The sequence below is a fragment of the Streptomyces sp. NPDC006687 genome (assembly GCF_040636215.1).
In the GTDB taxonomy this organism is placed as follows: Bacteria; Actinomycetota; Actinomycetes; order Streptomycetales; family Streptomycetaceae; genus Streptomyces.
Genome location: NZ_JBEYJJ010000003.1, coordinates 372,221 through 397,395 on the forward strand (window position 1 = coordinate 372,221; position 25,175 = coordinate 397,395).

Genomic DNA, 25,175 nt, shown 5'->3' on the forward strand with positions numbered 1-25,175 from the left:
TCGGTAATTCACGCCGAGATTTTAAAGAGGGCGTGGCGAAGCTTTGCAGGGACATCGTATCGCGCAGGGAGCGACATTGTCAAACAAGGAATTCCAGAGCGAGCAGCAATTCATCGACACGCTCTACACGCACCTCGAAGACCTGCGGGGCAAGGCCGAACGCGCCGTTCAGGGCGCCCTGTCGGCACGCGCGAGCGGATTCCAGGCGCGGCTGGAACGCGATGTGATCGTCGCCGAACAATCCGGGCTGCTTTCCGCTCTGGACGCCGCGGAACAAGGTCTGTGTTTCGGCCGACTGGAGTTCTCCGACGGCCGCGACCACCACATCGGCCGCATCGGAATCCGGCGGGACGACGCCGAACGCACACCGCTCGTCCTCGACTGGCGCGCCGACGCCGCCCGCCCCTTCTACCTCGCCACCGGGCACGTCCCGATGGGCCTGCGCCGCCGGCGCCACATCACCACCCGGGGCCGCGAGGTCACCGCCCTGCACGACGAGATCCTCGACCTCACCGACACCGAGCGCACCGGCTACGAGGGCACCGACGCCGACGCGGTGCTGCTCGCCGCCCTCGACGCGGCCCGCACCGGTCGGATGCACGACATCGTGCAGACCATCCAGGCCGAGCAGGACCGCGTCATCCGCTCCCCCCACCAGGGCGTCCTCGTCGTCGAGGGCGGCCCCGGCACCGGAAAGACCGCCGTCGCCCTGCACCGCGCCGCCTACCTCCTCTACGCCCAGCGCGAGCTCCTCGGCAAGCGCGGCGTGCTGATCGTCGGCCCCAACCCCGCGTTCCTCGGCTACATCGGCGAGGTGCTGCCCTCCCTCGGCGAGACAGGGGTGCTGCTGGCGGCGCCCGGCGACCTCTTCCCGGGCCTGCGCGCCACCGGAACCGACCGCCCCGGCGCCGCCGCGGTCAAGGGGCGCGCCGCCATGGCCGAAGTGCTCGCCCGGGTCGTCGCCGACCGCCAGACCCTCCCCGAGGGGGTGCCCGCCGGCAGCGGGGAGGACAACGACCTCGTCCCCGAGCCCGCCCTGGAGATCGACCACGACGACTACGGAACCCTCCTGCTGGACCGCACCATGGCCCACGCCGCCCGCGACCGGGCCCGCGCCACCGGCCTGCCCCACAACCTGGCCCGCCCGTACTTCGCCTTCTCCGTCATCGACGCCCTCACCGAGCAGCTCGCCGACCGGCTGGGCGCCGACCCCTACGGCGGCCCCAACCTCCTCGGGCCGGACGACATCGCCCAGCTCGGCAAGGAGATCGCCACCAGCAGCCGGGTGCACGCCGCCATCGACACCCTCTGGCCGCCCCTGACCCCCGAGCAGCTGGTCTCCGAGTTCCTGGCCGATCCCACCCACCTCGGCGAGGAGGACGCCGCGCTGATCCGCCGGCCCCCCGGCGCGGCCGGGGAGTGGACCCCCGCCGACGTCCCGCTGCTGGACGAGGCCGCCGAACTCCTCGGCGTCGACGACAGCGCCGAGAAGGCCGCCGCCGAACGCGACCGGCTGGAGCGCGTCGCCTACGCCCAGGGCGTCCTCGACCTCTCCCTGGGCTCGGAGTCCTTCGAGTTCGAGGACATGGAGAAGGAGTACCTCGCCGCCCACGACGTCATCGACGCCGAGCGGATGGCCGAGCGGCACGAGGAGGCCGACCACCGCACCACCGCCGAACGCGCCGCCGCCGACCGGACGTGGGCCTTCGGGCACGTCATCGTCGACGAGGCGCAGGAGCTGTCCGAGATGGCCTGGCGGCTGCTGATGCGCCGCTGCCCCACCCGCTCCATGACCCTCGTCGGCGACCCGGCGCAGACCGGGGACGAAGCGGGCATCGGCTCCTGGGAGCGGATCCTCGAACCGTACGTGGGCGACCGCTTCGAGCGGGTCCGGCTCGGCGTCAACTACCGTACGCCCGCCGAGATCATGGAGGTGGCCGCCGCCGTGCTGCGCGCCCGCCATCCCGGCTTCGAGCCGCCGCGCTCGGTGCGCTCCACCGGCGCACGCCCCGAGCTGCGCGCGACCGGGGACCTCGCGGCGGCCGTCGCCGAGGCCGTGCGCACGGCCGCACCCGCCGAGGGCAGGCTCGCGGTGATCGCCCCGCGCGCGCTGCACCCGCGGCTGGCGGCCGCGCTGCCCGGGGTGCGGGCTGGGGAGGAGCCGGACCTCACCCGGCCCGTCGTCCTGCTGGACCCCCGCCAGGCCAAGGGGCTGGAGTTCGACACGGTGATCGTGGCCGAGCCGGACCGGTTCCCGCCCAGCGACCTCTACGTCGCCCTCACCCGCGCCACCCAGCACCTGTCCGTCGTCCACACCGGCCCGCTCCCGGCCGGACTCGCGGAGCACGCGGCCTGACCGTCGAGGACCGGCCACTCGCCCCCGCGAGTGGCCGGATTTCCTTGGGCGGCAGGTGAGTTGGCCGTCGTACTGTGGCGAGATGCCTGTACCTGACATCATCCCCCTCAGTCCGGACTTCGACGCCGACCCGCACTCCTTCTTCGCGCGGCTGCGCGAGGCCGGACCGGTGCACCGGATCGACGGCGGCGCCAACACCCGCCTGAACGAGCCGTACTGGCTCGTCGTCCGCTACGAGGAGGCCCGCGCCGCACTGACGCACCCGGGCCTGCGCAAGGACTGGCACGCCACGGACCTCTTCCCGGGGATCGAGCCCACCGCCGCCAACCTGAACATGCTCGAATCCGACCCGCCCCACCACACCCGGCTGCGCCGCCTGGTCGCCCGGGAATTCACCGCCCGCCGGGTGGAGGCGATGCGGCCGCGCGTCCAGCAGGTCACCGACGAGCTGCTGGACGCCATGGCCGCCCGCCCCGAACGGGCCGGCGACCTGATCCGGGACCTGGCCTTCCCGCTGCCCATGACGGTCATCTGCGAACTGCTCGGCGTCCCCGACCTGGAGCGCGAACGCTTCCGCGAGTGGTCCCAGGAGGTCGTCGCCCCCAGGCCCGGCGCCCTGGACAACACCGCCCACCAGCAGCTCAGCGCCTACCTGACGGAGCTCGTCAAGACCAAGGCCCAGTCCCCGGGCGAGGACCTGCTCAGCGCGCTCATCCGCACCCGCGACGAGGACGGCGACTCGCTGTCCCCCGACGAACTGATCGGCATGGCCTTCCTGCTGCTGGTCGCCGGGCACGAGACCACCGTCAACCTCATCTCCAACGGCGTACAGGCCCTCCTCGCCCACCCCGACCAGCTGGCCGCCCTGCGCGCCGACTACGACGGGCTGCTCGGCGGCGCCGTGGAGGAGATGCTCCGCTACGACGGGCCCGTGCAGAACACCACCTACCGCTACACCGGCGAGGAGGTGGAGATCGGCGGCGTGGTCATCCCCGCCGGCCAGGCCGTACTGATCTCCCTGTCCGGCGCCGACCGCGACGGCGAACGCTTCCCCGAGCCGGACGTGTTCGACATCCGCCGCCCCGCGGGCGGCCACCTCGCCTTCGGTCACGGCCTGCACTTCTGTATCGGAGCCCCCCTGGCCCGGATGGAGGGCCGCATCGCCGTCCGCGGCCTGCTGGAACGCTTCCCGGACCTGGCCCTGGACCCGGACGGCGGCCCCCTCGAATGGCTCCCCGGCCCCCTGATGCACGGAGTGAGCCGCCTCCCGGTGCGCTGGTAACCCCCCGTCAGGACCCCGCCCCGCCCGGCCGACCCGCCCGGCCGGGGCGGAGACCGGCGGTCACCCGCACACGGTTTGGACTGCCCAGCCGATCCTCACTACGATCCGGCGATGATCACAAGAAAACGGCTGGCGGCCGGGGCCTTCGGCCTGTTCGCCGCCTTGACCGCGGGACTCTTCCCGCAGACCGCCACCGCTGCCGACGGGCCCGCGAAGGAACCGCCCAAGGTCGAACTCGTCCTGGACGTCAGCGGCTCCATGCGCGCCAACGACATCGACGGCCAGTCCCGCATGGCCGCGGCCAAGCAGGCGTTCAACGAGGTCCTGGACGCGGTACCCGCCGAAGTGCGGCTCGGCATACGGACCCTGGGCGCCACCTACCCGGGCGAGGACCGGGCGCTGGGCTGCAAGGACACCAAGCAGCTCTACCCCGTCGGCACGGTCGACCGCACCGAGGCCAAGACCGCCGTCGCCACCCTCGCCCCCACCGGCTGGACCCCCATCGGCCCCGCCCTCCAGGCCGCCGCCCAGGACCTCGACGGGGGCAACGCCACCCGCCGGATCGTGCTCATCACCGACGGCGAGGACACCTGCGCCCCGCTCGACCCCTGCGAAGTGGCCCGTGAGATCGCGGCCAAGGGCATCCACCTCGTCGTGGACACCCTCGGCCTCGTCCCCGACGCCAAGACCCGCGCCCAGCTGACCTGCATCGCGGAGGCCACCGGAGGCACCTACACCTCCGTGGCGCACACCGCCGAACTCTCCGGCCGGGTCAGACAGCTCGTCGACCGGGCCGCCGACCCCGTCGCCACCCCGGTGGCCACCGAGGGCACCAAGAGCTGCGAGAACGCCCCGGTGCTCAAGGCCGGCCTCTACAGCGACCGCGAGACCTTCGGCGAGCACCGCTGGTACAAGGTCGAGGTCCGCCCCGGCCAGGAACTGCGTGCCTCGGCCAGCATCGGCGCCGACCGGGCCGTCAACAACGACTACGGCATCCTGCTGCGGGCGACCACCGCCCACGGCCGGGAGATCGTCCGCGGCTCGGAGGCCGGTGACGGCCGCACCGACGTGATCTCCACCGGCCTGCGCTACCCGAAGGGCGCGGCCGACGGCGACCAGGCCGACCGGCCCGAGACGGTCTGCCTCCAGGTCAGCAACTCTTTCTCCGCCGGACCGGCCGTCAAGACCGCCCCCGGTATGCCCCTCGAACTGACCATCGACGTGGTCGACGGGCCCGACGACGGCTCCGACATCGCCTCCTTCGGCCTCGGCCGCGGCTGGTGGCTGATCGGCCTGCTCGTCCTCACCGGCCTGCTGGCCGGCCTGGTCTGGGGCTGGATCTCGCGCTGGCGCATCTCCGTCTGGAGGACCAACTGATGCGTACCGTACGCACCCTGGCCGCCGCCCTCCTCGCGGGCGCCGCCCTGATCGCCCCGGCGGCCACCGCCTTCGCGGCCCCGAGCCCCGTGCCCAGCCCGGGCAAGGGCACCGGCAAGGACGGCAGCGCCCCGACCGACGCCGGCACCGGATTCCGCACCGCGGCCCTCTTCCGGCCGGGCCAGAAGGCCACCGCCACGGCCTCCACCGGCGACTACCTGTACTGGGCGGTGCCCGCCGACACGGGCCAGCGGCTCACCGTACGGGCCACGGTGACCCTGCCCGCGTCCGCCGCCCGGCACGGCGGCCAGACCTGGCAGCTCGACCTGTACGACGGCCTGCGTCGCAGGCAGCCCTGCACCTACGGCAACCAGCACGTGGCGGCGGCCAAGGAGGACGCCACCGTGGAGCTGTCCTGCACCCTGCGCACCGTCCGCTCCGGGGCCGAGCCCTGGTCCGACGACCCGCTGCCGGGCAGCTACTACGTCCGCCTGACCGTCGTCGGCGTTCCCGAGGACGACCACGGACTGCCCGTGAAGGCGCAGGTCGAGGCCGAGGTGAAGGACACCGGCGGGGCCCAGGCGGTGGACGCCGCCCTCGGCGAGCCGCTGGTCCCGGGCATCACCGGCGCCTCGGAGCAGCAGCGCGAGGCACGCGCGCCGGAGGGCGGCTGGTCCGGGGGCTGGTGGTCCGACCGCTGGCTGTGGACCGCCGCGGGCGGGGTGCTCGCGGCCCTGGCCGGCCTCTACGGGTACTGCCTGACCAGGGGTTCCGGCCGCCCGTCCCGGTCGCAGGGCTGACCGGCCGCCGCACCGGTACCCGCTGCCGGTGCGGCGCGCCCGCGCGGGTGCCCCGTACCGTGCGGGACGATCATCCGGCCACGGAGCGTGGGCTATGTTGGGGGAAGAGTGACGTGAGAAGGAGGCCGCCGGTGTCATCCGGGCAGCAGGCACGCGCGCAGGCGGCCGCGATCACGCCCAGCCAGAGCCCGCCCGCGGAGCGGGAGAAGCCGGCGGCGGACCGGCTGCTGGCGCTCTTCGACGGCCACCGGCTCTCTCCGGGCCAGCGGCGCATCGCCCAGTACCTGATCGACCACCTCACCGAGGCGGCGTTCCTGTCGATCACCGAACTCGCGGAGCGGGTCGGGGTCAGCCAGCCCTCCGTCACCCGCTTCGCCGCCTCGCTCGGCTTCAGCGGCTACCCCGCCCTGCGCGAGGTGCTCCAGCCGATGGCGCTGAGCGCGGTGGCGGGCGGCACCCAGGACACCCGGGAGCAGATCCGCCACAACGAGCTCCAGGCCGCCGTCGACGCCGAGATCGAGAACCTGGAGAGCGTCCGGCGGCTGCTCGCCGACACCAACCGGGTGCTCGGCATCGGCCGCGAGCTGGCGCGCTCGGTCCCGCTGACCGTGCTGGGGCTGCGGATCTCCGTCTCCCTCGCCGAGTACTTCGCGTACGCGGCCCGCCGCATCCACCCCGACGTCCGCCTGGTGACCCGGGGCGGCAGCGTGGCCTACGACGCCCTCCTGCAGTCCCGGGCGGCGGGCGGCAGCTGGGTGCTGGCCTTCGCGATGCCCCGGCACGCCAACGAGACCCTGGCCGCGCTGCGGGCGGCCCGCAGCACCGGGCTGAGCGTGGTCCTGATCACGGACCCCACGGTGGGCCCGCTGGTGGAGGAGGCCGATGTGGTGCTGACCGCCGGCACCGGATCACGGCTGGTCTTCGACTCCTACGCGGCCCCCGGGATGCTCTCGGCGGCCCTGCTCCAGGCGATGGCGGACGCGGACCCCGAGCGCACCCAGGCCCGGCTCGAACAGTACGAGCAGGCCGCCGACCAGCACGGTTTCTTCCTCTAGGGGCGGTCTTCGACCCCGTTTGTTCTGCAGATATTCACTGTCCGGGGGTGCATGAAATTTTTCATACCCTTGCTTACTCGACGGTATATATGTTTACTGACGCAGGCGCTCCGGATCCCTCAGACGCCAAGGCGGACGTCCCCTCGTCCACCTCGAACGGACACCCAGTACGCCGGACCTCCTCACGGCGGAACCGGGTGTCGGGTCAGGGCCTACGGATCCCCGGAGGAGCGCCCCGGCGGCCTCGGCCAACCCCTGGGCCGAGGCCGCCCACCCACAGCAGTCTCTCGGTCAGAGTCCACACCCCTCGGAAGTGACGAGATGCCCCAGACGGCCACCCTCACGCGCAGCCCGGACTGGCCCCTCCAGGTCAAGGCCCCCGGCACGCACGACTGGGAACGCAGCGCCACCCGCTGGCTGCGGGACCTCCTCCCGGCCCGCTACGGCAGCTACCTGACGCTCACCCGTCACCACGCCCTCCTGGGGCGGCACGTCCAGCTCCAGCTCCAGCACGAGATGCGCGCGGTCCGCGTGGCCCTGCACACCAGCCGCGCCGAGCTGCCGACCCTGGGTGTCGCCGAGTCGGTCATCGAGAACACCATCCGGATGTACGCCCTGGAGCTGGAGCAGCTCGGCCGGCTCTCCCGGGGCGCGCGCCTGGTCTCCGAGGCTCTGGTGCTCTGCGAGGTCCCGGGCCGGCGCAGGCGCTGACCCGGGACGAGGGGCCTCGGCGGCCCCGGGCCGTCAGCTCTGGCAGAGGCCGCGCGTGTAGTCGTACGCCGCGGTCGCCCGGGAGTACGTCCACTGCGGCGTCAGGAGCGAGTCCGCCAGCCGGCGCGCGGCGGAAGGGCTCTCCACGACGTAGCCGAAGTCCTGGAGCCAGGACGGGTACAGGTTCTTCGAGCCGATGTAGAAGGCCGAGTCGTCCACCGAGACCAGCTTGTGGTGCTGGGCGTACGGCTTGCCGTCCGCCCACGTCGGCCGGTCGGAGGCGCGGAAGGATGCGAGCTGGAGGTTCTGGCACATCGCGGCCCTGGACGCGCGCTCGTCGCCGGTCAGCACGGTCAGCCGGCCGCGCAGCGCGTCTCCCATCTCCGTCAGGGACTTGATCTGGGAGTAGCCGCCGCTGCCGACCGCGCCCCGGTTGGCCGGATCGCTGACGACGATGCGCACCTTGACCCCGGCCTTCAGCTTCGCCGCGAGGATGTCGTAGAGGCGGACGTCGTAGCGGGGCAGCGGCGGGCAGGTCGCGTGGAGGTCCTGCTGCGAGATCTCCACATGGTCGCGGGCGCTGGCGACGAGGGCGCGCAGGGCGCTCTCCTCCGGGTTGACGGTGTCGTAGTCCCGGTCGGCGTTGGTGTAGTCGTGCACCCCGATACCGCACCGGGTGTCGGGCGCCGTCGGCAGGACGGGGCTGAAGGCCGAGGTGAGGTCCTTCTCGCGGATGCCCACGCCGAGCCCGCCGACCGCGAGGGCCGGGACATCGCCCCCGTCGGCCGGTGCGGCCGGCCGGGGCAGGGTGGGCAGGCAGTCCGCGCCGTTGGAGGAGGCGAACCAGACGCTGGCCCAGCTGCTCCTGTTGCGGCAGGTCCAGTCCCACAGGGTGTCGAGGTAGCGGCCGGCGGAGCCCGCCGCCGGGCCCGACAGGGCCAGGTCGACGTCGTTCACGGGGTGGGCCGTGTCGAGGTAGTCGTCCTTCCAGCTGTTGACGCCCCCGGTGATCACCGTGGCGCCGTCCACCACCACCAGCTTCGAGTGGTTCCAGGAGAAGCCGGTCTTGGAGGTGGTCATGGAGGCCACGTTCAGGGTGACGTCCGCCGCCGCCGGGCCCAGCTTCGCGATCAGTTCGTCACGGTAGGAGGACGGGATCACGTTGGCGTGGTAGACCGGTGCGGCCCCGACGAGTACGCGTACCTGGAGGCGGTTGCCCTGGCGCACCGACTCCTTGAGGCCCGCCACGATCGCGTCCTGGAAGGCCCCGTTCGGGAAGGGGGCCAGCGTGGAGATGTCCACGCTCTGCCTGGCCTTGGCGATGTCCTCGCGCATCGTGTCCAGCAGCCGGCGGGAGCCCGGACGGTCCGTGCAGGAGGGGTCGCCCCAGCAGCCGGGCGTCTGGAGCAGCCCGCCGGAGCCGCCCGCGGTGGATCCGCCCGGGGCGGAGGTGCCGAGGCGGTTGCCCGAGGTGCGCTCCCAGACCGACCCCTCCAGCCCCGGCGAGGACTGGCGCACGGCCTGTTCGACGGCGTCCAGGTGCGGGGTGGGGGAGTCGGCGAAGGCGGGGGCGGCGGGCAGCAGGGCGAAGGAGAGCGCGAGGGAGAGGGCCGTCGTGCGGACGGTGCGTGCCAATGTGGTTCCTTGGAGAGGGGGGTGGTTCGGACCGGAGGGACCCCGGGAGGGAGTCCGCTCCGACCTTGATCAACTCGCGCAAGTTACCAGCCCGTAAGGTGTGGTTCACCCTGCTTGGTCTGCTTCCGGCCACCGCGCCCCGTCACCACGTCCGGCCGCCGCCGGACCGTCACAGCCAGGGGATCTGGTCCGCCGCGTAACGGTAGGCGCGGAACACCGAGTTCTGCGCGCCGCGCGAGGACTCCAGGCCCGTGCCCTCGCGGAAGGAGCCGAACTCCGGTACGACGAACTCCCACACCACGTCCCCCTGCGGGGTCACCTCGAAGAGCCGGCCGAAGGAGCCCTCCGCGATGAAGGTGTTCCCGTTGGGCAGCCGCTGCGCGCTGGACATGTACGGGCTGTAGAAGTTCTGCGGCGGGTTGTCCTCGTACGACCAGACCTCCTTTCCGGTCGCCGGATCCAGCTCCAGCACCCGCGAGTACGGCACCGAGGTCGTGTCCCGGTACGTGCCGTTGTCGAACACGAGGATGGTGCCGCCCGGCAGTTCGTGCGGGTAGTGCTGCTGGGCCAGGACGTCGGGGCCGATCCGCCAGCGCACCGATCCGGTGGCGCGGTCCACGGCCACGGTCGTGGAGGCGCTGCGGAAGCCCACCACGACGCCGCCGTCGGCGAGTTCGTTGACGGTGTTGGCCATCGGCCAGTGCTCGCGGGCGAAGTGCCGGTTCAGCGGGACCTCTTCGGGGTCCAGGTGCTCGATCGCCGCCCAGCGCCAGACGGTCTCCCCCTCCCAGGTCAGCTCGTACACCACGTCCCCGTAGATCACCCCGCCCGGCGCCTCGGAGCCGGGAACGCCGCCGCGGATCCGGGCGGCGTCGGCGGGGGTGAGGGGCTCGACCGTGGTGATCAGCAGGTTGCCGTTGCGCAGGACGGTGGCGTCGTGGTGGTGGAAGGGGTGGCGCACCTCGCGCAGGACCGTGGAGTCCGGGGCCAGTTCCTGGAAGATGCCGCCGTGGTAGACGTCCCAGATCGGGAAGAGGGTCGGGCTGGTGGTGTCCTTGGCGGCGTAGAAGAGGTTGCCGTTCGGGAGCAGCTGCGCCTGGCGGCCGGGCGGGTGCGGGGAGCTCCAGGTGTGGGCGGGCCGGCCCTCGATGTCCACGAGGCGGATGGTGCCGTCGCCGGCGATCGGGGTGTAGAGGGTGTAGCCGCCGTAGCTGCGGCCGGGGTCGTGGGCGCGCAGGCCCGTACCGCGGCGGCGAAGGGTGTTCTGGTCGACGCTCATGGGGGTGTCTCTTTCTTGTCGGTCGCTCGGGTGGCTTCGGGTCGTGGTGGTCAGTCGGTGAGGGTGACGGCGGCCGGGTCGGCGGTCCGGAGCGGGCCGGGGTGCAGCCGGGCGCGCAGGGCCTGCGGGTCGGCGGGGCCGGGGAGGTTCTGGGCCGCCTTGGCCCAGGCGGCCTCGTCGGCCAGCTGCGCCAGGAGCTCGGGGCTCAGGCTCGGGCCGTAGGTGTAGCGGGGCTGGAACGTCTCGACGTAGCCGGGCTCCAGGGCTCCCTTCGCCTGTGCGACGACCGCCTTGCGGGCGGCGGCCGGGTCGGCCTCGGCCGCCTGCCGCGCCCGCAGCACCGTACGCAGCACGGCGGTGGCGGTCGCGTCGTCGGCGCCTGGCCCGGCGACGAGGAGGGTGCGGGCGGTGTAGCCGGCGAAGGGGAGTTCGGCGTAACGCTCGCCCAGAGCGGTGCGGGCGGCCTCGTAGAAGCTGGGGAAGGTCACCCCGGCGTCGATGTCACCGCGGGCCAGGGCGGCGGTGACCTGGTTCGGGGCCAGGTTGACCACCGTCACGTCGGCGGGCGTCAGCTGCGCGGAGGCGAGCATCCGGCTCAGGGCGTACTCGACGTTGGTGCCCTGCGGGACGCCGACCTTGTGCCCCTTCAGCGCGGGGAAACCGGTGATCTGGCGGTCGGTGCGGGTGAGCAGCCGCCAGTCGGAGAACCGCGACAGCTCGGCGAGGATCCGCACGTCCCGGCCGCCGAGCGCCGCCGTGACGGCGGGCAGGTCCCCGACGACCCCGAACCCGGCCTGCCCGCCGAGCACGGCGTTCAGCGCGTCCCGCCCGGTCGGCAGGGTGGTCACGGTGGCCTCGACCCCGTCGGCGGACCACAGTCCCCGCTCCTGTGCGAGGTACACGGGCGCGCCGCCGAGCTGATCGCTCCCGGCGATGGTGACTCGGTGGCCTCCGGCGGCACTCCGGCCGCTGCCGCCCGCGCAGGCGGTGGCGGACAGGGAGAGCAGGGTGGCGATCAGCACGGCGAGGGCCGCGCGGGGTCTGGGCATGGGGGGCCTTTCGTCAGGCGGGTGGGCCGGGTGGGCCGGGTGGGTCGGATGGGCCGGGTGGGCCGACGGCTTTCCGGCGGTGCCGGGGGCCGGGCGTGTTGGGCGCGTCGGGTCGGCTGCCGTTCCGGGCGGGGCCGGGGTCGGCGGGCGTTCCGGGCCGGCCGGTTGCCGTTCCGGCGGGGTGGGTCGGAGGCCGGGGCGGGTCACGGGGCGGACAGGTGGCCGGCGATCAGGAGGCGCAGGGACGGGTCCGGGGGGCCCGGCGGGACCGGGTGGTCGGCCAGGACGCGGCCCGGGGAGCCGCCCAGGACCACCACCCGCCCGGCCAGCGTGAGGGCCTCGTCGATGTCGTGCGTCACGAACAGCACCGTCGTGCCCCGGCGCCGCCACAGCTCCCGCAGCAACTCCTGCATCCGGCAGCGCGTCAGCGCGTCCAGCGCCCCGAACGGCTCGTCCATCAGCAGGACTTCCGGCTCCGCCGCGAGCGCCCGGGCCAGCGCCACCCGCTGCTGCATCCCGCCCGACAGCTCGGCCGGGTACTTGCGCGCGCCGTCCGCCAGCCCGACCTCCTCCAGTGCGGCCAGGGCCCGCTCGCGCCGCTCCGGGCGCGGCAGTCCGAGCCGCTTCAGCGCGAACTCGACGTTGCCCAGGGCCGTTCGCCACGGGAAGAGCGCGTAGTGCTGGAAGACCACCCCGCGCTCGGGCCCCGGGCCGCGCACCGGCAGCGAGCCGGCCGTCACCCGTCCCGCCGTCGGCCGTACGAATCCGGCCACCGCGCCCAGCAGCGTGGACTTCCCGCAGCCGCTGGGCCCCAGCAGGGCGGTGAACGATCCCGCCGGCAGCACCAGATCCGTCGGCTCCAGTACCGGCGCGCCGCCGCCCCCGTACCCCAACGCCACACCCTCCAGCCGCACTTCGAGGCTCATGACGCCCCCCAGTGCGCGAACCGGCGCCCGAGGGCGGCCAGCACCAGGTCGGCGGCCACCCCGAGCAGTCCGAGGACGATCAGCCCCGCGAACATCCGGTCCACCCGCAGGAACTGGCCGTCCACCTGGAGCCGGTACGCCAGCCCGCTGTCCGCGCCGCCCAGTTCGGCGGCGACCAGCGCCAGCAGCGCCACCGAGGCGCCGTAGCGCAGGGCGGCCAGCACGGCCGGAGCGGCGGCGGGCAGCAGCACCTCGGTGAACCGCCGGTGCAGCGGTGCCCCCAGCGTCCGGGCCGCCCGCAGGTGCGAGACCGGCACCCGCGAGACGCCGTCATGGACGTAGAGCCAGACCGCGAGGGCGACGGCGTACGCGATCAGCAGCCGCTTGGCGCTCTCGCCGATCCCGAACCAGGCCGTCGCCAGCGGCACGAGGGCGATGGCCGGGATGGGGCGGAGGAAGGAGACGACCGGGGTGACGGCCGCCGACAGCCGCGGCAGGTACCCGGTGGCGAACCCGAGCGCGCCACCGACGGCCGCCCCCAGGGCGAAGCCCTGGCCGGCGCGGGCCAGGCTCGCGCCGAGGTCGGCGGCCAGGACGCCGCTACGGGCGCTCTCGGCCAGCGCCGCCGCCGTGGCGGCCGGCCCGGGCAGCAGCCCCGGCGCCACCGCGCCGGACCAGGCGGCCAGTGACCAGAGCGCGAGCACGGCGCCGGCCGCGCCCAGGGCGGGTAGGGCCCGTCCGGCGGGGGAGGGGGTGGCTTGCACGGCAGTACTCCTCGGCGTCGTTCATAAGTGAGATCAATAATTGACCACGCTTATGAACGGCTTGTTGCAGCAGTACGAAACCTCCGGCGCCCTCCCAGGCCCCTTGATCCGATGGGGTACGTTCACGAGGTGTCCCGACCCCGAACCGAACCCACGCCCGAGGCGATCGAGGTCGGCCAGGCGATCCGCGACTGCCGTACGGCGCGCCGCGTCTCCATGGCCGTACTGGCCTCCCGCTCAGGGCTGTCCCAGCCCTTCCTCAGCCAGCTCGAACGCGGCCTGGCCACGCCGAGCCTCAGCTCGATCTACCGCATAGCCGAGGCCCTCGACGTGGCCCCCGGCACCTTCCTGCGGCCCCCCGAACGCCCCGGCGTCATCAGCCACCAGAGCGACCCCCAGGTCATCCGGGTCTCCGAGGCCGCGGGCCAGGTCGCCCAGGTCCTCATCCCGGGCGGCCGCAGCGGCCTGATGGAGGCGTACGAGCACCACTTCGAGCCCGGACAGGGCGAGCGGGGCTGGTTCGAGCACCCGGGCGAGGACTTCCTCTACGTCCTGGAGGGCGAGATCGTCCTGGAACTGCGCGACGAGCCCCCGCTGCCCCTGCGGGCGGGCCAGAGCGCCCACCACCGCGGCGAGGTCCCCCACCGCTGCGCCCTGGCCGCAGGGGCGGGCCCGGCCCGCGCCCTGCTGGTCATCGCGAACCCCTAGGCAGGGGCTGGGGGCTGACTCTCAGGAGAGCCGGGTCACCCGGGTCCCGAACGACGGTCCGGTGAGCCGCGTGCCCACCGCCACCGGGACGGTCCTCGCCCCGGCGCCCTCGCCCACCGTGAGCACCCCCACCTCGGTGCCCGCCCCGGCCTCGTGCGGCACGGGCTTGCCGCCGGCCGTGCCGAGGGAGGCCCGCAGCCGCTGGCCCGGTACGCCGATCACCGTCAGGTCCTTCGTCGCCACGAGCGGGGTCCGGCCGCCGAGTCCGTCCGAGACGTAGCCGACCGTCTGCCCCTTGTGGATCACCGGAGCGGCGGCGAGGGCCGCACGGACCGCCTCGATGACCTTGCGGCTGTTGTCCAGCACCAGGGCGAGGCTGTTCCGGGCGTCCGGATCCGGGCCCTTGACGTGCTGGTCCATCATCGTGCCGAGGATCAGCGGGGTCTCGCCGCCTACCGTCTTGTACGCGGCCCACATCAGGGTGCCGCCGGCGGGCGTGCTCGACCCCGTCTTGATGCCCACGTTGCTCAGGCCGCGCACCGACAGCAGGCTGTTGTTGTTGACGAGCGATTCGGGCAGTCCCTCGATCGTGGCGCCGGGCGTCGCCACGATCGCCCGGAACACCTCGTCCCGCATCACCGCCTCCGCGAGCCTGAGCTGGTCGACGGCGGTGCTGACGGTGCCGGAGTCCAGGCCGCTCGGGTCCGTGTACCGGGTGTCCCGCATCCCGAGCTCCTGCGCGGCGGCGTTCATCTTCGCGAGGAAGGCCGCCTCGCTGCCGCTGTCCCAACGCGCCAGCAGACGGGCGACGTTGTTGGCGGAGGGGATCATCATCATCTTGAGCATGTCCTGCTCGCTGAACTTCTGCCCGACGGTGAGGGTCTGGATCCGCGACTCGTTCTCGGACCGGCCCCCGGCGGCCGCCTCCGGGTCGACCTCGATGCGGGGACCCGGGTCGCCCTTGCGCAGCGGGTGGTTCTTGAGGATGACGTACGCCGTCATCACCTTGCCCACGCTGGCCGTCGGCACCGGCTTCTGCTCGCCGAACGTACCGATGTCGCCGGAGCCGGGGATGCGGACGGCCGCCTGGCCCTGCGCCGGCCAGGGGAGGGTGGTGGTGCCGTCGAGGGTGAACGAGTCCTGGGACGCCACGAGCCGCGGCTCGGGCAGCGGCCGCAGCATCTGCGCCCCCACGGCGACGCCCCCGAGCACCAGGCCGACCGCCGCCCACACCGTGACCCGGCGTACGAGGGTGCGGCGCAGAGTCTCGGCGGGGGGCGGGGAGTTGGTCAGCTCGGCGAGCAGTTCGAGGGGCGGCCGGGGGGTCTCCCGGGTGCGCTCCAGCACGACCGGCCCGGGCCCGGCCACGCCGACGGGGTCCCGGCGGGCGGGTGCGTGCGCCGAAGTCCGGGCGGCTGCCTTCGGTGCGTCCGCCGCCTCGACTTGGGACGGCGGGGAGGCGGGCTCGGTCCGAGGACGGTCGCCGGTTCCGCCGTCCGCGCCGGCGGTCGTCGCCCCTGCCCTCGCCCCCTTCGCGGGCGCGGGTACGCCGGACTGGCGCCCGGCGGTGCCGCCGTCTCCGTCCAGGTCTTCCTCGTTCTGGTTCCGCTCGTCCTTGTCCTTCGCCCAGGAGGGACGCCGCACCGGTGCGGCAGGCTGCTCCTTGCGCAGGGTGAGGGTTGACGCCGCGTCGTCGTCCGCGAGCGGTTCCCCGGCGGCCGGCGGGCCGGATTCCGTCCCGGCTTCGCCGTCCCGACCGGCCCACGAGGGACGGCGTACGGGGGCTTCGCCCTTCGGGGACCCGGTCCCGGCGGCAGCCCCGTCCCCGGGGAGGGCCCGGCCCGCGGCTTCGTCCTCAGGGGCGCTGCCCGCCCGCGGGGAGGCGTCGACGCCAGGGGCTTCCGGCTCGGCCGGGGCTTCCGGGCCTGACGTGTCGGCCTGAGCGTCCGTCTTGACGGCATCCGGGTCGGCGGGTCCCGCCTCGGCCGGGTCGTCGGTGTCCGGCTCCCCGGCGCGCTCACCGGCGTCCGCCTGGGCGTCGGCCTCGGCCGGCTGCTGAGCGCCGGGCCCGTCGCTGCCGACCGGTTGGCTGCCCGGGGTGCCGTCGCTGTCCGCCTTCCCGGCGGGGTCGGCGTCGGCGTCCGGCTGGGCTTCGGCTTGGGCCGGCTTGTCGGCGGGGGCCGGGTGGTCGTCGGCGTCCGGCTTCTCGGCGGGGTTGCCGTCGGCGTCGGGCTTCTCGGCGGGGTCGGCGTCGGTGTCCGGCTGGGTGTCGGCTTGGGCCGGCTTGTCGGCGGGGGCCGGGTGGTCGTCGGCGTCCGGCTTCCTGGCGGGGTCGGCGTCGGCGTCGGGACCCGGCTGCGTGCCGGGGAGGCGGTCGGCCGTGGGCGGTTGGCTGCTGGAGCGGTGCTCGGTGGCCGAGTTCCCGGTGGGGGCGGTGGCGCCCGGCTTCGGCTCGGCGGCCGGCTGGCCGGCGCTGGGCATACGGGGGTCCGGCTTTGCGGTGGGGTTGGTGCCCGGGCCCGGCTTCGGCTGGGGCCCGGACGAGGAGTTGCCGCCGGCCGGTCCGTCGGTGTCGGCCCGTTCGCTCCCGGCCAGGGCAAGGGGTTCTTCGCCGTTTGCCACCGATTCCGCCTTCATCCACGCCACCTTGCTGTTCGCTCCCGGCTCCGCCGGTCTCGCCGCTACGTCGGTGCGGCCGCCGTCTCCGGCCCGCTGATCACCTAGATGCGCGGCCTGGCCTGCGCGTTCCGTGTCCGATCGGCTGTGACCGTTCGGTCATACTCCGCCGCTCCGGACACCAGGTGCCGCGCGAGGAGTTCCGTCGCCGTACCGCACCACACGTGCACGGAACCGTGCCGCACCACACCACATCGGACCGCACCGGCACCCGACTGCACCGCGTGGTCACCGCACCGGCACCGGCACCCGCACCCGCATCACCCGCCCCCGCGCTGCACGTGCCCCCGCCCGGCACGCGCGGTGGGCGAACCCGCGTCCTCGTCTTACAGGCAGTGGCCGCCCTTGCTGCGGTCCGGTTCGGCCAGCAGGCCGCGCGCCGCTCGTAATAGCGCAGGGTCTGGATTTCACCCTGGCCGCCTCGGCGACCTGCCCGCTGCGCAGACCCGCACGCACCGCGTTCCCCCCGGCGAAGGTCCGGGTGGCAAGTCCGACGGGGCTGGTGGGGATCCACCGGGCACGTGGGTCACTGACCCCGATGGGACACCGCCTGAGCGCGGCCCGGGATTCCGGCCGTGACTCTGGAGCCATGGCCGACGTGTCCATACCTGCTGGACGAGGAACTCGACCGCGCCGAAGGCCGGACCGGCTGACCGGGCGAACCGCCGCCGGGCAGCCGACGCCCGTGCCGCGTCAGGGTCACGGCCGCGGCGCCCCTGGCGGTGTCGCCGTCCCGGCTCCACCGGCCGAAGGAGGGCCGACGCGCGGCAGCAGGGCCGCGGCGGTCAGCCCGCCCAGGCCGACGACCGCGAGCGTCGCTGTCGCAGCCGCGTACGCGCCCTTGCTGAGCCCGGACACCAAGATCGTGCCCGCGATGGCGGTGCCGAGCGAGGAGCCGAGGTTGGAGACGCTGCGCGACAGGCCGGAGATCTCGCCCTGCTGCGTCTCGGGGAAGCACGACTGGACCACGTTCACCGACGGGGTGAGCATCACCCCCAGCCCCAGCCCGATCAGCAGCAGGCCGGGGGTGAACGCCCACGCGCTGGGTGTCCAGGCGACCAGGGCGATGAGCACCGCGATACCGGCGACCGCCACGAGGAAGCCGGCCATGATGAGGGTGCGCTGCGCGCGGCGCCGGGCCAGCTTCTCGGCGGCCAGCGAAGAGGTGAGGATGCCCAGGGTCGCGGCGGTGAAGATCACTCCGGTCTCGATCGCGTCGTAGCCGCGGACGACCTGCAGGTAGGCGGCGACGGTGAAGGAGACGCCCATCAGCATCAGCCACTGTGTGTTCTGGGTGACCAGACCCAGGTTCGAGGTGCGGTTGCGGAACAGGCTGGTCGACAGCAGCGCCTCTCGGCCCTTGCGTTCGCGGCCACGCACCCAGGCGAAGAACCCGGCCAGCACCGCTGCGCCGGCCAGCAGCAGGCCGAGCGACAACCAGCCGTTGTTGTCGACGGCGAGGATGCCGGTGACCAGCAGCACCAGGCCCGCCGCCGACAGCACCGCCCCGACGGTGTCGAAGGGCCGGGCGGGATCGGGCGGCAGCGGATCGTCGAGATGGCGGCTCAGCACCACGATCACCACGATCACCAGCGCCTGGAACACGAACGCCGCCCGCCAGCTGATCGCGCTCGTGATCAGGCCGCCGATCAGCGGACCCGCGGCCGCGCCGATCCCACCCATCGCCATGATCGCGCCGAACGCCCGCGCCCTCGACGCCGTGTCGGTGAACAACAGCGTCGTCAGGATGTAGACCGGCGGAATCAGCAACGCCGTGCCCACACCCTCCAGGATCGAGTTCCCGACGATCAGCACCCCCAGGCCGGGTGCCACCGCGCTGAGCAGCGCCCCCACCCCGTAGACCACGAGCCCCACCAGCAGGCAGCGCTTGCGTCCCCACTTGTCGGTCAGCTTCCCGCCCGGGATCATCAGCGCGGCCATCACCAGCAGGAAGATCGTGATCGCCACCTGCACACCCTGCACCGTGGTGTCGAGGTCCTCACTGATGTCATTGATCATCACGTTCATGTTGGAGCCGGCGAAGCTACAGATGAACTGCGCCAGCGCCAGCGGGGCGAGCACCCGCCGTGCCCCCGTCGTCGCCGCATCTGCCATGCCGTCACCTGCCCATTCACCGCATCCGGGGTACCGAGGTGTTGCTGTCCGCAGCCGCCTGGCGCTGACGGAACACAGCCGCGCTACGACCGTCGCACGGCCAACCTCCCCAGAGCCGAAGGCGCGCAGCAGCAGCCTGAAGATCGCCGCGCGAGGCTGCCCGGACCCCGCAAGCAAATCAAGGTCATCATTCAACAACCCCAGACCGCCGTTTTCTGATGTGACCCGGGGCCATGACCGTCCTCGAACCGGTCGAGCCAGGCATCCTCGTCGCCGAACCCTGCACGCGCCCGCGCTGCACCCCGCACCCGCACCGCGTCGGCCTCGCGGCCGGCTTGCTCAAATCTGCGCGTTCTCCGGTTACTTCGAGCAAGTTCCTTCAAGAACCCGGCCCGGGTCGCTATCTTTCCGTGTGCATGCCACATCGGTTGTCCGCTGTCCGGACCGCACGAGGAGCTGCCCCATGAGTCAGACGCGTCCGCCGAGTACGACGAGGCCGACCACGAGGCACCACCGCCCCCGCCACCGGGCCCGCAGCCGCCTCGCGGCGCTGCTCGCCGGGGTGCTCGCCGCCGCCGGGCTCGCGGCCGCCGGGCCCGCCACGGCCCGCGCTGCCGCGTCCGGCCCGGCGGCGGCCGCCTCCACCGCCGGGTCGGTGACAGGGCTGTCCCAGTCGGGCGGCACCTTCACCGTGAGCACCACCAGCGGGGCCAAGGCCCGGGTGACCATCGCCCGGGCCGACATCTTCCGGCTCTGGCTCTCCCCGGACGGTTCCTTCACCGACGACCCGGCCGGCACCGACCTCGCCCCCACCACCGACTTCGGCCCCGTCACGGCCCGCTCCACCGACGCGGGCCCGTACTACCGGATCACCACCGGCTCCCTCTCCCTCCACGTCAACAAGTCGCCCCTGATGTTCTCCCTCTACCGGGCCGACGACACCACCCCTGTGTGGCAGGAGACCCAGCCCACCAAGTGGGGCGGCGGCAAGACCACCCAGTACCTCGCCCGGGGCGCCGACGAGCAGTTCTACGGCACCGGCCTGCGCCTCGGCGAATGGGCCCTGCGCGACAAGACCGTCCCCGTGGCCGTCGACAACAAGTGGCGCGAGAACAACAACGCCAGCCCCGCCCCCTTCTACATGTCCACCCACGACTACGGCGTCATGCGCAACACCTGGGCGCCCGGTTCGTACGCCTTCAACGCCCCCACCACCCTCACCCACAACGAGAACCGCTTCGACGCCTGGTACTTCACCGGCGACTCCCTGAAGTCCGTCCTCGACGCCTACACGGACGTCAGCGGAAAGCCCTTCCTCGCTCCCCTCTGGGGCCTGGAACTCGGCAACGCCGACTGCTTCAACGCCTCGAACCCGGCCTACCAGGGCGACCACAACCGGCTCCGCCACCAGACCACCCCCGACGTGGCCGGATACGCCGCCGACGCCCGGGCCGCCGACATGCCCTCGGGCTGGTTCCTGCCCAACGACGGCTACGGCTGCGGCTACACCGCCCCGCTGAAGTCCACCGTCGACGCCCTGAAGGCCAAGGGCTTCCAGACGGGCCTGTGGACCTCGACCGGGCTCACCGACATCGCCACCGAGGTGGGCACGGCCGGCACCCGCGGGGTCAAGACCGATGTGGCCTGGATCGGCGGCGGCTACAAGAGCGCCTTCCAGGGCGTCCAGCAGGCCGTCGACGGCATCGAGAAGAACTCCGACGCCCGCCGCTACGTCTGGACCGTCGACGGCTGGGCCGGCACCCAGCGCAACGCCGTCGTCTGGACCGGGGACACGTACGGCACCTGGGACGACATGCGCTGGCACGTCCCCGCCATCGCCGGCGCGGGCCTGTCCGGCCTCAACTACGCCTCCGGCGACATCGACGGGATCTTCGGCGGCAGCCCCAAGACGTACGCCCGCGACCTCCAGTGGAAGGCGTTCACCCCCGCCTTCATGACCATGTCGGGCTGGGGCGCCGTCAACCCCTCGGCCGGCTACCAGGACAAGCAGCCCTGGCGCTTCGCCGAGCCCTACCTGTCCATCAACCGCAAGTACCTCCAGCTCAAGATGCGGCTGATGCCCTACCTCTACACGATGAGCCGCGTCGCCCACGAGAGCGGTGTCCCCAGCACCCGGGCGATGGTCCTGGAGTACCCCGACGACCCGGTGGCCCGCGGCAACCTCACCAGCGGCCAGTTCATGGCCGGTGACTCCTTCCTCGTCGCACCCGTCGTCTCCGACACCTCCGTCCGCGACGGCATCTACCTGCCGGCCGGGACCTGGACCGACTACTGGACGGGCAGGACGTACGCCGGACCCGGCTGGCTGAACGGCTACCAGGCACCCCTCGACACGCTGCCCCTCTTCGTCAAGGGCGGGGCCATCGTGCCGATGTGGCCACAGATGAACTACTCGGGGGAGAAGCCCGTCTCCACCCTCACCTACGACATCCACCCCCGCGGCAGCTCCTCCTTCAGCCTGTACGAGGACGACGGCCGCACCCGTGCCTACGCCTCCGGCGCCTACGCCCGCCAGCGCGTCGACGTCACCGCCCCGGCGAGCGGCTCCGGCACGGTCACCGTCTCCGTCGGCGCCCCCAGCGGCAGCTACGCCGGACAGCCCGCCGGGCGCGGCTACGAGCTCACCCTCCACGTGGCCACCGCCCCCACCGCCCTCACCCTGGACGGCGCACCGCTGCCCCGCCTCGCCGGCAAGAGCGCCTACGACTCCGCCACCACCGGCTGGTTCTTCGACCCCGCCGACCGGGGCGGCGTCCTGTGGGTCAAGACCGGAACGAAGACGGGCGCGTTCAGCGTCACCGCCACCGGCACCTCGGTCCCCGCCGCCAGTGCCATCCCGGCCCCCTCCTCCCCGATCCCGTCCTCGGCCTGGACCCTGGTCTCCGCCGACAGCCAGGAGACCGCCGCCGAGAACGGTGCCGCCGTCAACGCCTTCGACGGCAACCCCGCCACCCTCTGGCACACCGCCTGGTCCACGGGCACGCCGGCCGCCCTGCCGCACGAGATCCAGATCGACCTCGGCGCCCGCTACGCCGTCGACGGCCTCGGCCACCTGCCCCGCCAGGACGGCGGGGTCAACGGCCGGATCGGCGGCTACGAGGTCTACGTCTCCGACTCCACCACCGACTGGGGCAGCCCGGCCGCCACAGGCACCCTGCCCGACACCGCCGCGGCCTCATCCGTCACCTTCGCCCCCCGTACGGGCCGCTACCTGCGGCTACGGGCCCTGACGGAGGCCGGCGGGCGAGGTCCCTGGACCAGCGCCGCCGAGATCACCCTCACCGGCCGCGCCAGTCCCTGACCACCCCCCACCAGGGTCCGGCCCGGCCCCACGCCGGGCCGGCCCCGAAGACTCTGGTGCCGGAGCCCTCGCGCGGGAGATCATCCCCGGATGACCACTGAAACGATCACCGCGGCGGCATCGGGCACCTGGACCCTCGGCGACAGGGAGGTCCACCGCATCGGCTTCGGTGCCATGCGCCTCCCGCAGGACGGCCCCGCCCTCCAGCCCGACGCCGTTCCCAGCGACCGCGCCCGGGTGATAGCCGTCCTGCGCCGCGCCGTCGAACTCGGCGTGAACCACATCGACACCGCCGCCTTCTACTTCTCCCCGCTGCGCTCCGCCAACGAGCTGATCAACAGCGCCCTGGGCGGCCCCTACCCCGAGGACCTGGTCATCGCCACCAAGGTCGGCCCCCGCCGCGACGCGGCGGGGGAGTGGGCCGACCACGCCCTGACGCCGGGCGAACTGCGCGGCCAGGTCGAGGAGAACCTCCGCCAGCTCGGCCGCGACCACCTCGACCTGGTCAACCTGCGCGTCCTCGGCAACCACTCCCTCGCCGACCGCTTCGGCGCCCTCGCCGAACTCCGCGCCGCCGGGCTCATCCGTCACCTCGGCGTCTCCAACGTCACCCCCGAGCAGCTGGCGGAGGCCCGCACCATCGCGCCGGTGGTCTGCGTGCAGAACATGTACGGCATCGGAGTCCGCCCCGAGCAGGACGAGTTCGTCCGCTTCTGCGGGCAGGAAGGCATCGCCTTCGTGCCGTTCTACTCGATCGCCGCCTCCGGACGCGAGGGCGGAACGAGCGGCTCCGAGAGCGCGGAGCTGCTGGATGTCGCCCGGGCCCACGGCGCGAGCCCCGCACAGGTCCGCCTCGCCTGGACCCTGCACCGCGGACCCCACGTCCTGGCCATCCCGGGCACCGGCAACCCCGCCCACCTCGACGCCAACGTGGCCGCCGGCGCCCTGCGCCTGAGCGAGGACGAGCTCGCCCGCCTCGACGCCCTCCACCACACCGCTCCCTGACGGCCCCCGCGGACGCCGCCCCGCGCGGCGGCGTCCGGCACAATCGGCGGATGAGCGATGAAGCCCCCCGCGACCCCGCGCCCCGTTCCCCCGAAGACGACCCCTACCTCTGGCTGGAGGACGTGAGCGGCGAGGACGCCCTCGCCTGGGTGCGGGAGCGCAACGCGGAGACCGTCGCCGCCCTGACCACCGCCCCCGCCTTCAAGGTCCTGGAGCGCGAGGTCCGCGAGGTCCTCGACGACGACGGCCGCATCCCGTACGTGGTCCGGCGCGGCCGCCACCTCTACAACTTCTGGCAGGACGCCGACCGCCTGCGCGGCATCTGGCGCCGCACCACCCTGGAGGAGTACCGCACCGAGCGGCCCGCCTGGGAGACCGTCCTCGACCTGGACGCGCTCGCCGAGGCGGAGGGCGAGAAATGGGCCTGGGCCGGCAGCAGCGTCCTGGCCCCCGGGCACCGCCACGCCCTGGTCATGCTCTCGCGGGACGGCGCCGACGCCTGCGTGGTCCGCGAGTTCGACCTGGAGACCCTGGCCTTCGTCGACGAGGGCTTCACCGTCGGGGAGGCCAAGACCCGCGTCTCCTGGATCGACGCCGACCACCTGTGGATCGGCACCGACTTCGGCCCCGGCAGCATGTCCCCGTCCGGATACCCCCTTCAGGTCCGCCGCTGGCGCCGCGGCACCCCCCTCGGCGAGGCCGAACTCGTCTACGAGGGCCGCCCCGCGGACCTGTCCGCCTCCGGCTGGCGCGACCACACCCCCGGCTACGAACGGGACTTCGCCGTCCGCAGCATCGACTTCTGGAACCAGGAGCTGTTCCTCCTCCCCGAGGACGGCGCCGCCCCGCCGGAGAAGATCGACGTCCCGGACGACGCCGTCACCTCCGTCCACCGCGCATGGCTCCTGGTCAACCCCCGCTCGCCCTGGCTCGGGCACCCCGCGGGCAGCCTCCTCGCCTTCGGCTTCGACGCCTACCGGGCGGGGGACCGCACCCCGAGGGTCCTGTTCACCCCGGACGAGCGCACCGCCCTCGCGAGCCACCACTGGACGCGCAACCACCTCATCCTGCGCACCCGCGCGGACGTCTCCTCCCGCCTGGAACTGCTCACCCCCGGCCCGGACGGCTGGAGCCGCGCCCCCCTGGCCGGCGTCCCGCCCCTGTCCACGGCCACGGTGACCTGCACCGACCCCGACGAGAGCGACGAGTACCTCCTCGACGTCACCGGCTACCTCCAGCCCTCCACCCTCTACCGGGGCGAAGCCGGCACCGACGGCGTCGAGATCCTCAAGCAGGCCCCCGCCCTCTTCGACACCGCCGGGCTCACCGTCAGCCAGCACTTCGCCGCCTCGCCCGACGGCACCCGGGTGCCCTACTTCGTCATCGGCCCCGAGGACCGGCCCGGCCCCGGCCCCGCCCTGCTCTACGGCTACGGCGGCTTCGAGGTCTCCATGGTCCCGTACTACAGCGCCGTCACCGGCCGGGCCTGGCTCGCGCACGGGGGGACGTACGTCGTCGCCGGCATCCGGGGCGGACGCGAGTACGGGCCCGCCTGGCACCAGGCCGCCCTCGGCGCGAACCGGGTCCGCGCCTTCGAGGACTTCGCCGCCGTCGCCCGCGACCTCACCGCCCGGGGCATCACCACCCCCGCCCAGCTCGGCATCGAGGGCGGCAGCAACGGCGGCCTCCTCATGGGCGCGATGCTCACCCGCGAGCCCGAACTGTTCGGGGCGGTCGTCGCCCACGTACCGCTCCTCGACATGCTCCGCTTCCACAAGCTCCTCGCCGGGGCCAGCTGGACCGCCGAGTACGGCGACCCGGAGGACCCCGCGGACCGGCCCCACCTCGAAGCCCTCTCCCCCTACCACCGGATCCGCGCCGACGGCCCCCCGTACCCGCCGCTGCTCCTGCTCACCTCCACCCGCGACGACCGCGTCCACCCCGGCCACGCCCGCAAGATGGCGGCCCGGCTGCGGGAACTCGGACACCCGGTGCTCTTCCACGAACACCTCGGCGGCGGCCACGCGGGAGCCACCGACCACCAGCAGACCGCCTTCAACGAGGCCCTCGTCCACACCTTCCTCCGGGACCACCTGACCCCGCCCAGGTGACCGG

17 protein-coding genes are annotated in these 25,175 nt (G+C 73.5%); 10 read left to right on the plus strand and 7 right to left on the minus strand.

What is annotated here, in order from left to right; genetic code table 11:
- Positions 1-76: 76 nt before the first annotated feature.
- The 6 genes from ABZ716_RS06140 to ABZ716_RS06165 all read left to right on the plus strand — a co-directional run bounded on the left by ABZ716_RS06140 (position 77) and on the right by ABZ716_RS06165 (position 7,581).
- On the plus strand, positions 77-2,356 hold the full coding sequence (locus tag ABZ716_RS06140; protein ID WP_358956938.1) for an ATP-binding domain-containing protein: 2,280 nt from the start codon (positions 77-79) through the stop codon (positions 2,354-2,356).
- Positions 2,357-2,438: 82 nt separating this feature from the next.
- The gene (locus tag ABZ716_RS06145) at positions 2,439-3,638 is read left to right on the plus strand and encodes a cytochrome P450 (protein ID WP_358812618.1); all 1,200 of its coding nucleotides are present in this window, start codon (positions 2,439-2,441) and stop codon (positions 3,636-3,638) included.
- Positions 3,639-3,749: 111 nt separating this feature from the next.
- Positions 3,750-5,015: a VWA domain-containing protein gene (locus tag ABZ716_RS06150; protein ID WP_358956940.1), complete on the plus strand. Its 1,266-nt coding sequence runs from the start codon at positions 3,750-3,752 to the stop codon at positions 5,013-5,015.
- Complete coding sequence (locus ABZ716_RS06155) at positions 5,015-5,815, plus strand: hypothetical protein (RefSeq protein WP_358956942.1); 801 nt, start codon at positions 5,015-5,017, stop codon at positions 5,813-5,815. Before ABZ716_RS06150 ends, ABZ716_RS06155 begins: the two co-directional genes overlap by 1 nt.
- A 131-nt stretch (positions 5,816-5,946) precedes the next feature.
- Positions 5,947-6,870, plus strand: coding sequence for a MurR/RpiR family transcriptional regulator (locus ABZ716_RS06160; protein WP_358812615.1), 924 nt, complete (start codon positions 5,947-5,949; stop codon positions 6,868-6,870).
- Positions 6,871-7,191: 321 nt separating this feature from the next.
- Positions 7,192-7,581 carry a hypothetical protein gene (locus ABZ716_RS06165; protein WP_351886178.1) on the plus strand — a complete coding sequence of 130 codons (390 nt, stop codon included), beginning with the start codon at positions 7,192-7,194 and terminating at the stop codon, positions 7,579-7,581.
- A gap of 33 nt (positions 7,582-7,614) precedes the next feature.
- Here ABZ716_RS06165 and ABZ716_RS06170 read toward each other — a convergent pair whose 3' ends face one another.
- The 5 genes from ABZ716_RS06170 to ABZ716_RS06190 all read right to left on the minus strand — a co-directional run bounded on the left by ABZ716_RS06170 (position 7,615) and on the right by ABZ716_RS06190 (position 13,234).
- Complete coding sequence (locus ABZ716_RS06170; RefSeq protein WP_358956944.1) at positions 7,615-9,216, minus strand: phospholipase; 1,602 nt, start codon at positions 9,214-9,216, stop codon at positions 7,615-7,617.
- Positions 9,217-9,385: 169 nt separating this feature from the next.
- Complete coding sequence (locus ABZ716_RS06175; RefSeq protein WP_358956946.1) at positions 9,386-10,495, minus strand: aryl-sulfate sulfotransferase; 1,110 nt, start codon at positions 10,493-10,495, stop codon at positions 9,386-9,388.
- A 50-nt stretch (positions 10,496-10,545) separates the two neighbouring features.
- Positions 10,546-11,544 (minus strand): NrtA/SsuA/CpmA family ABC transporter substrate-binding protein, encoded by a 999-nt coding sequence (locus tag ABZ716_RS06180; protein WP_358956949.1) that lies wholly within the window; start codon positions 11,542-11,544, stop codon positions 10,546-10,548.
- A gap of 203 nt (positions 11,545-11,747) precedes the next feature.
- Positions 11,748-12,470 carry an ABC transporter ATP-binding protein gene (locus tag ABZ716_RS06185; protein WP_358956951.1) on the minus strand — a complete coding sequence of 241 codons (723 nt, stop codon included), beginning with the start codon at positions 12,468-12,470 and terminating at the stop codon, positions 11,748-11,750.
- Positions 12,467-13,234 carry an ABC transporter permease subunit gene (locus ABZ716_RS06190; protein WP_358812610.1) on the minus strand — a complete coding sequence of 256 codons (768 nt, stop codon included), beginning with the start codon at positions 13,232-13,234 and terminating at the stop codon, positions 12,467-12,469. Before ABZ716_RS06190 ends, ABZ716_RS06185 begins: the two co-directional genes overlap by 4 nt.
- A 129-nt stretch (positions 13,235-13,363) precedes the next feature.
- On the opposite strand from ABZ716_RS06190, the gene ABZ716_RS06195 reads away from it, so the two are divergent.
- On the plus strand, positions 13,364-13,942 hold the full coding sequence (locus ABZ716_RS06195) for an XRE family transcriptional regulator (protein WP_351886195.1): 579 nt from the start codon (positions 13,364-13,366) through the stop codon (positions 13,940-13,942).
- Between the two features lie 21 nt (positions 13,943-13,963).
- Here the strand turns inward: ABZ716_RS06195 and ABZ716_RS06200 are convergent, their stop codons facing one another.
- Both ABZ716_RS06200 and ABZ716_RS06205 read right to left on the minus strand, forming a co-directional pair.
- Positions 13,964-16,564 (minus strand): serine hydrolase, encoded by a 2,601-nt coding sequence (locus ABZ716_RS06200; protein ID WP_358956954.1) that lies wholly within the window; start codon positions 16,562-16,564, stop codon positions 13,964-13,966.
- 753 nt (positions 16,565-17,317) lie between these two features.
- Complete coding sequence (locus ABZ716_RS06205; RefSeq protein ID WP_358956956.1) at positions 17,318-18,733, minus strand: MFS transporter; 1,416 nt, start codon at positions 18,731-18,733, stop codon at positions 17,318-17,320.
- 463 nt (positions 18,734-19,196) lie between these two features.
- Here ABZ716_RS06205 and ABZ716_RS06210 point away from each other — a divergent pair, with 463 nt between their 5' ends.
- The 3 genes from ABZ716_RS06210 to ABZ716_RS06220 all read left to right on the plus strand — a co-directional run bounded on the left by ABZ716_RS06210 (position 19,197) and on the right by ABZ716_RS06220 (position 25,171).
- On the plus strand, positions 19,197-22,055 hold the full coding sequence (locus ABZ716_RS06210) for a TIM-barrel domain-containing protein (protein ID WP_358956958.1): 2,859 nt from the start codon (positions 19,197-19,199) through the stop codon (positions 22,053-22,055).
- A gap of 90 nt (positions 22,056-22,145) precedes the next feature.
- Positions 22,146-23,060: an oxidoreductase gene (locus ABZ716_RS06215; RefSeq protein ID WP_358956960.1), complete on the plus strand. Its 915-nt coding sequence runs from the start codon at positions 22,146-22,148 to the stop codon at positions 23,058-23,060.
- A 50-nt stretch (positions 23,061-23,110) separates the two neighbouring features.
- Positions 23,111-25,171 carry a prolyl oligopeptidase family serine peptidase gene (locus ABZ716_RS06220; protein ID WP_358956962.1) on the plus strand — a complete coding sequence of 687 codons (2,061 nt, stop codon included), beginning with the start codon at positions 23,111-23,113 and terminating at the stop codon, positions 25,169-25,171.
- Positions 25,172-25,175 lie beyond the last annotated feature (4 nt).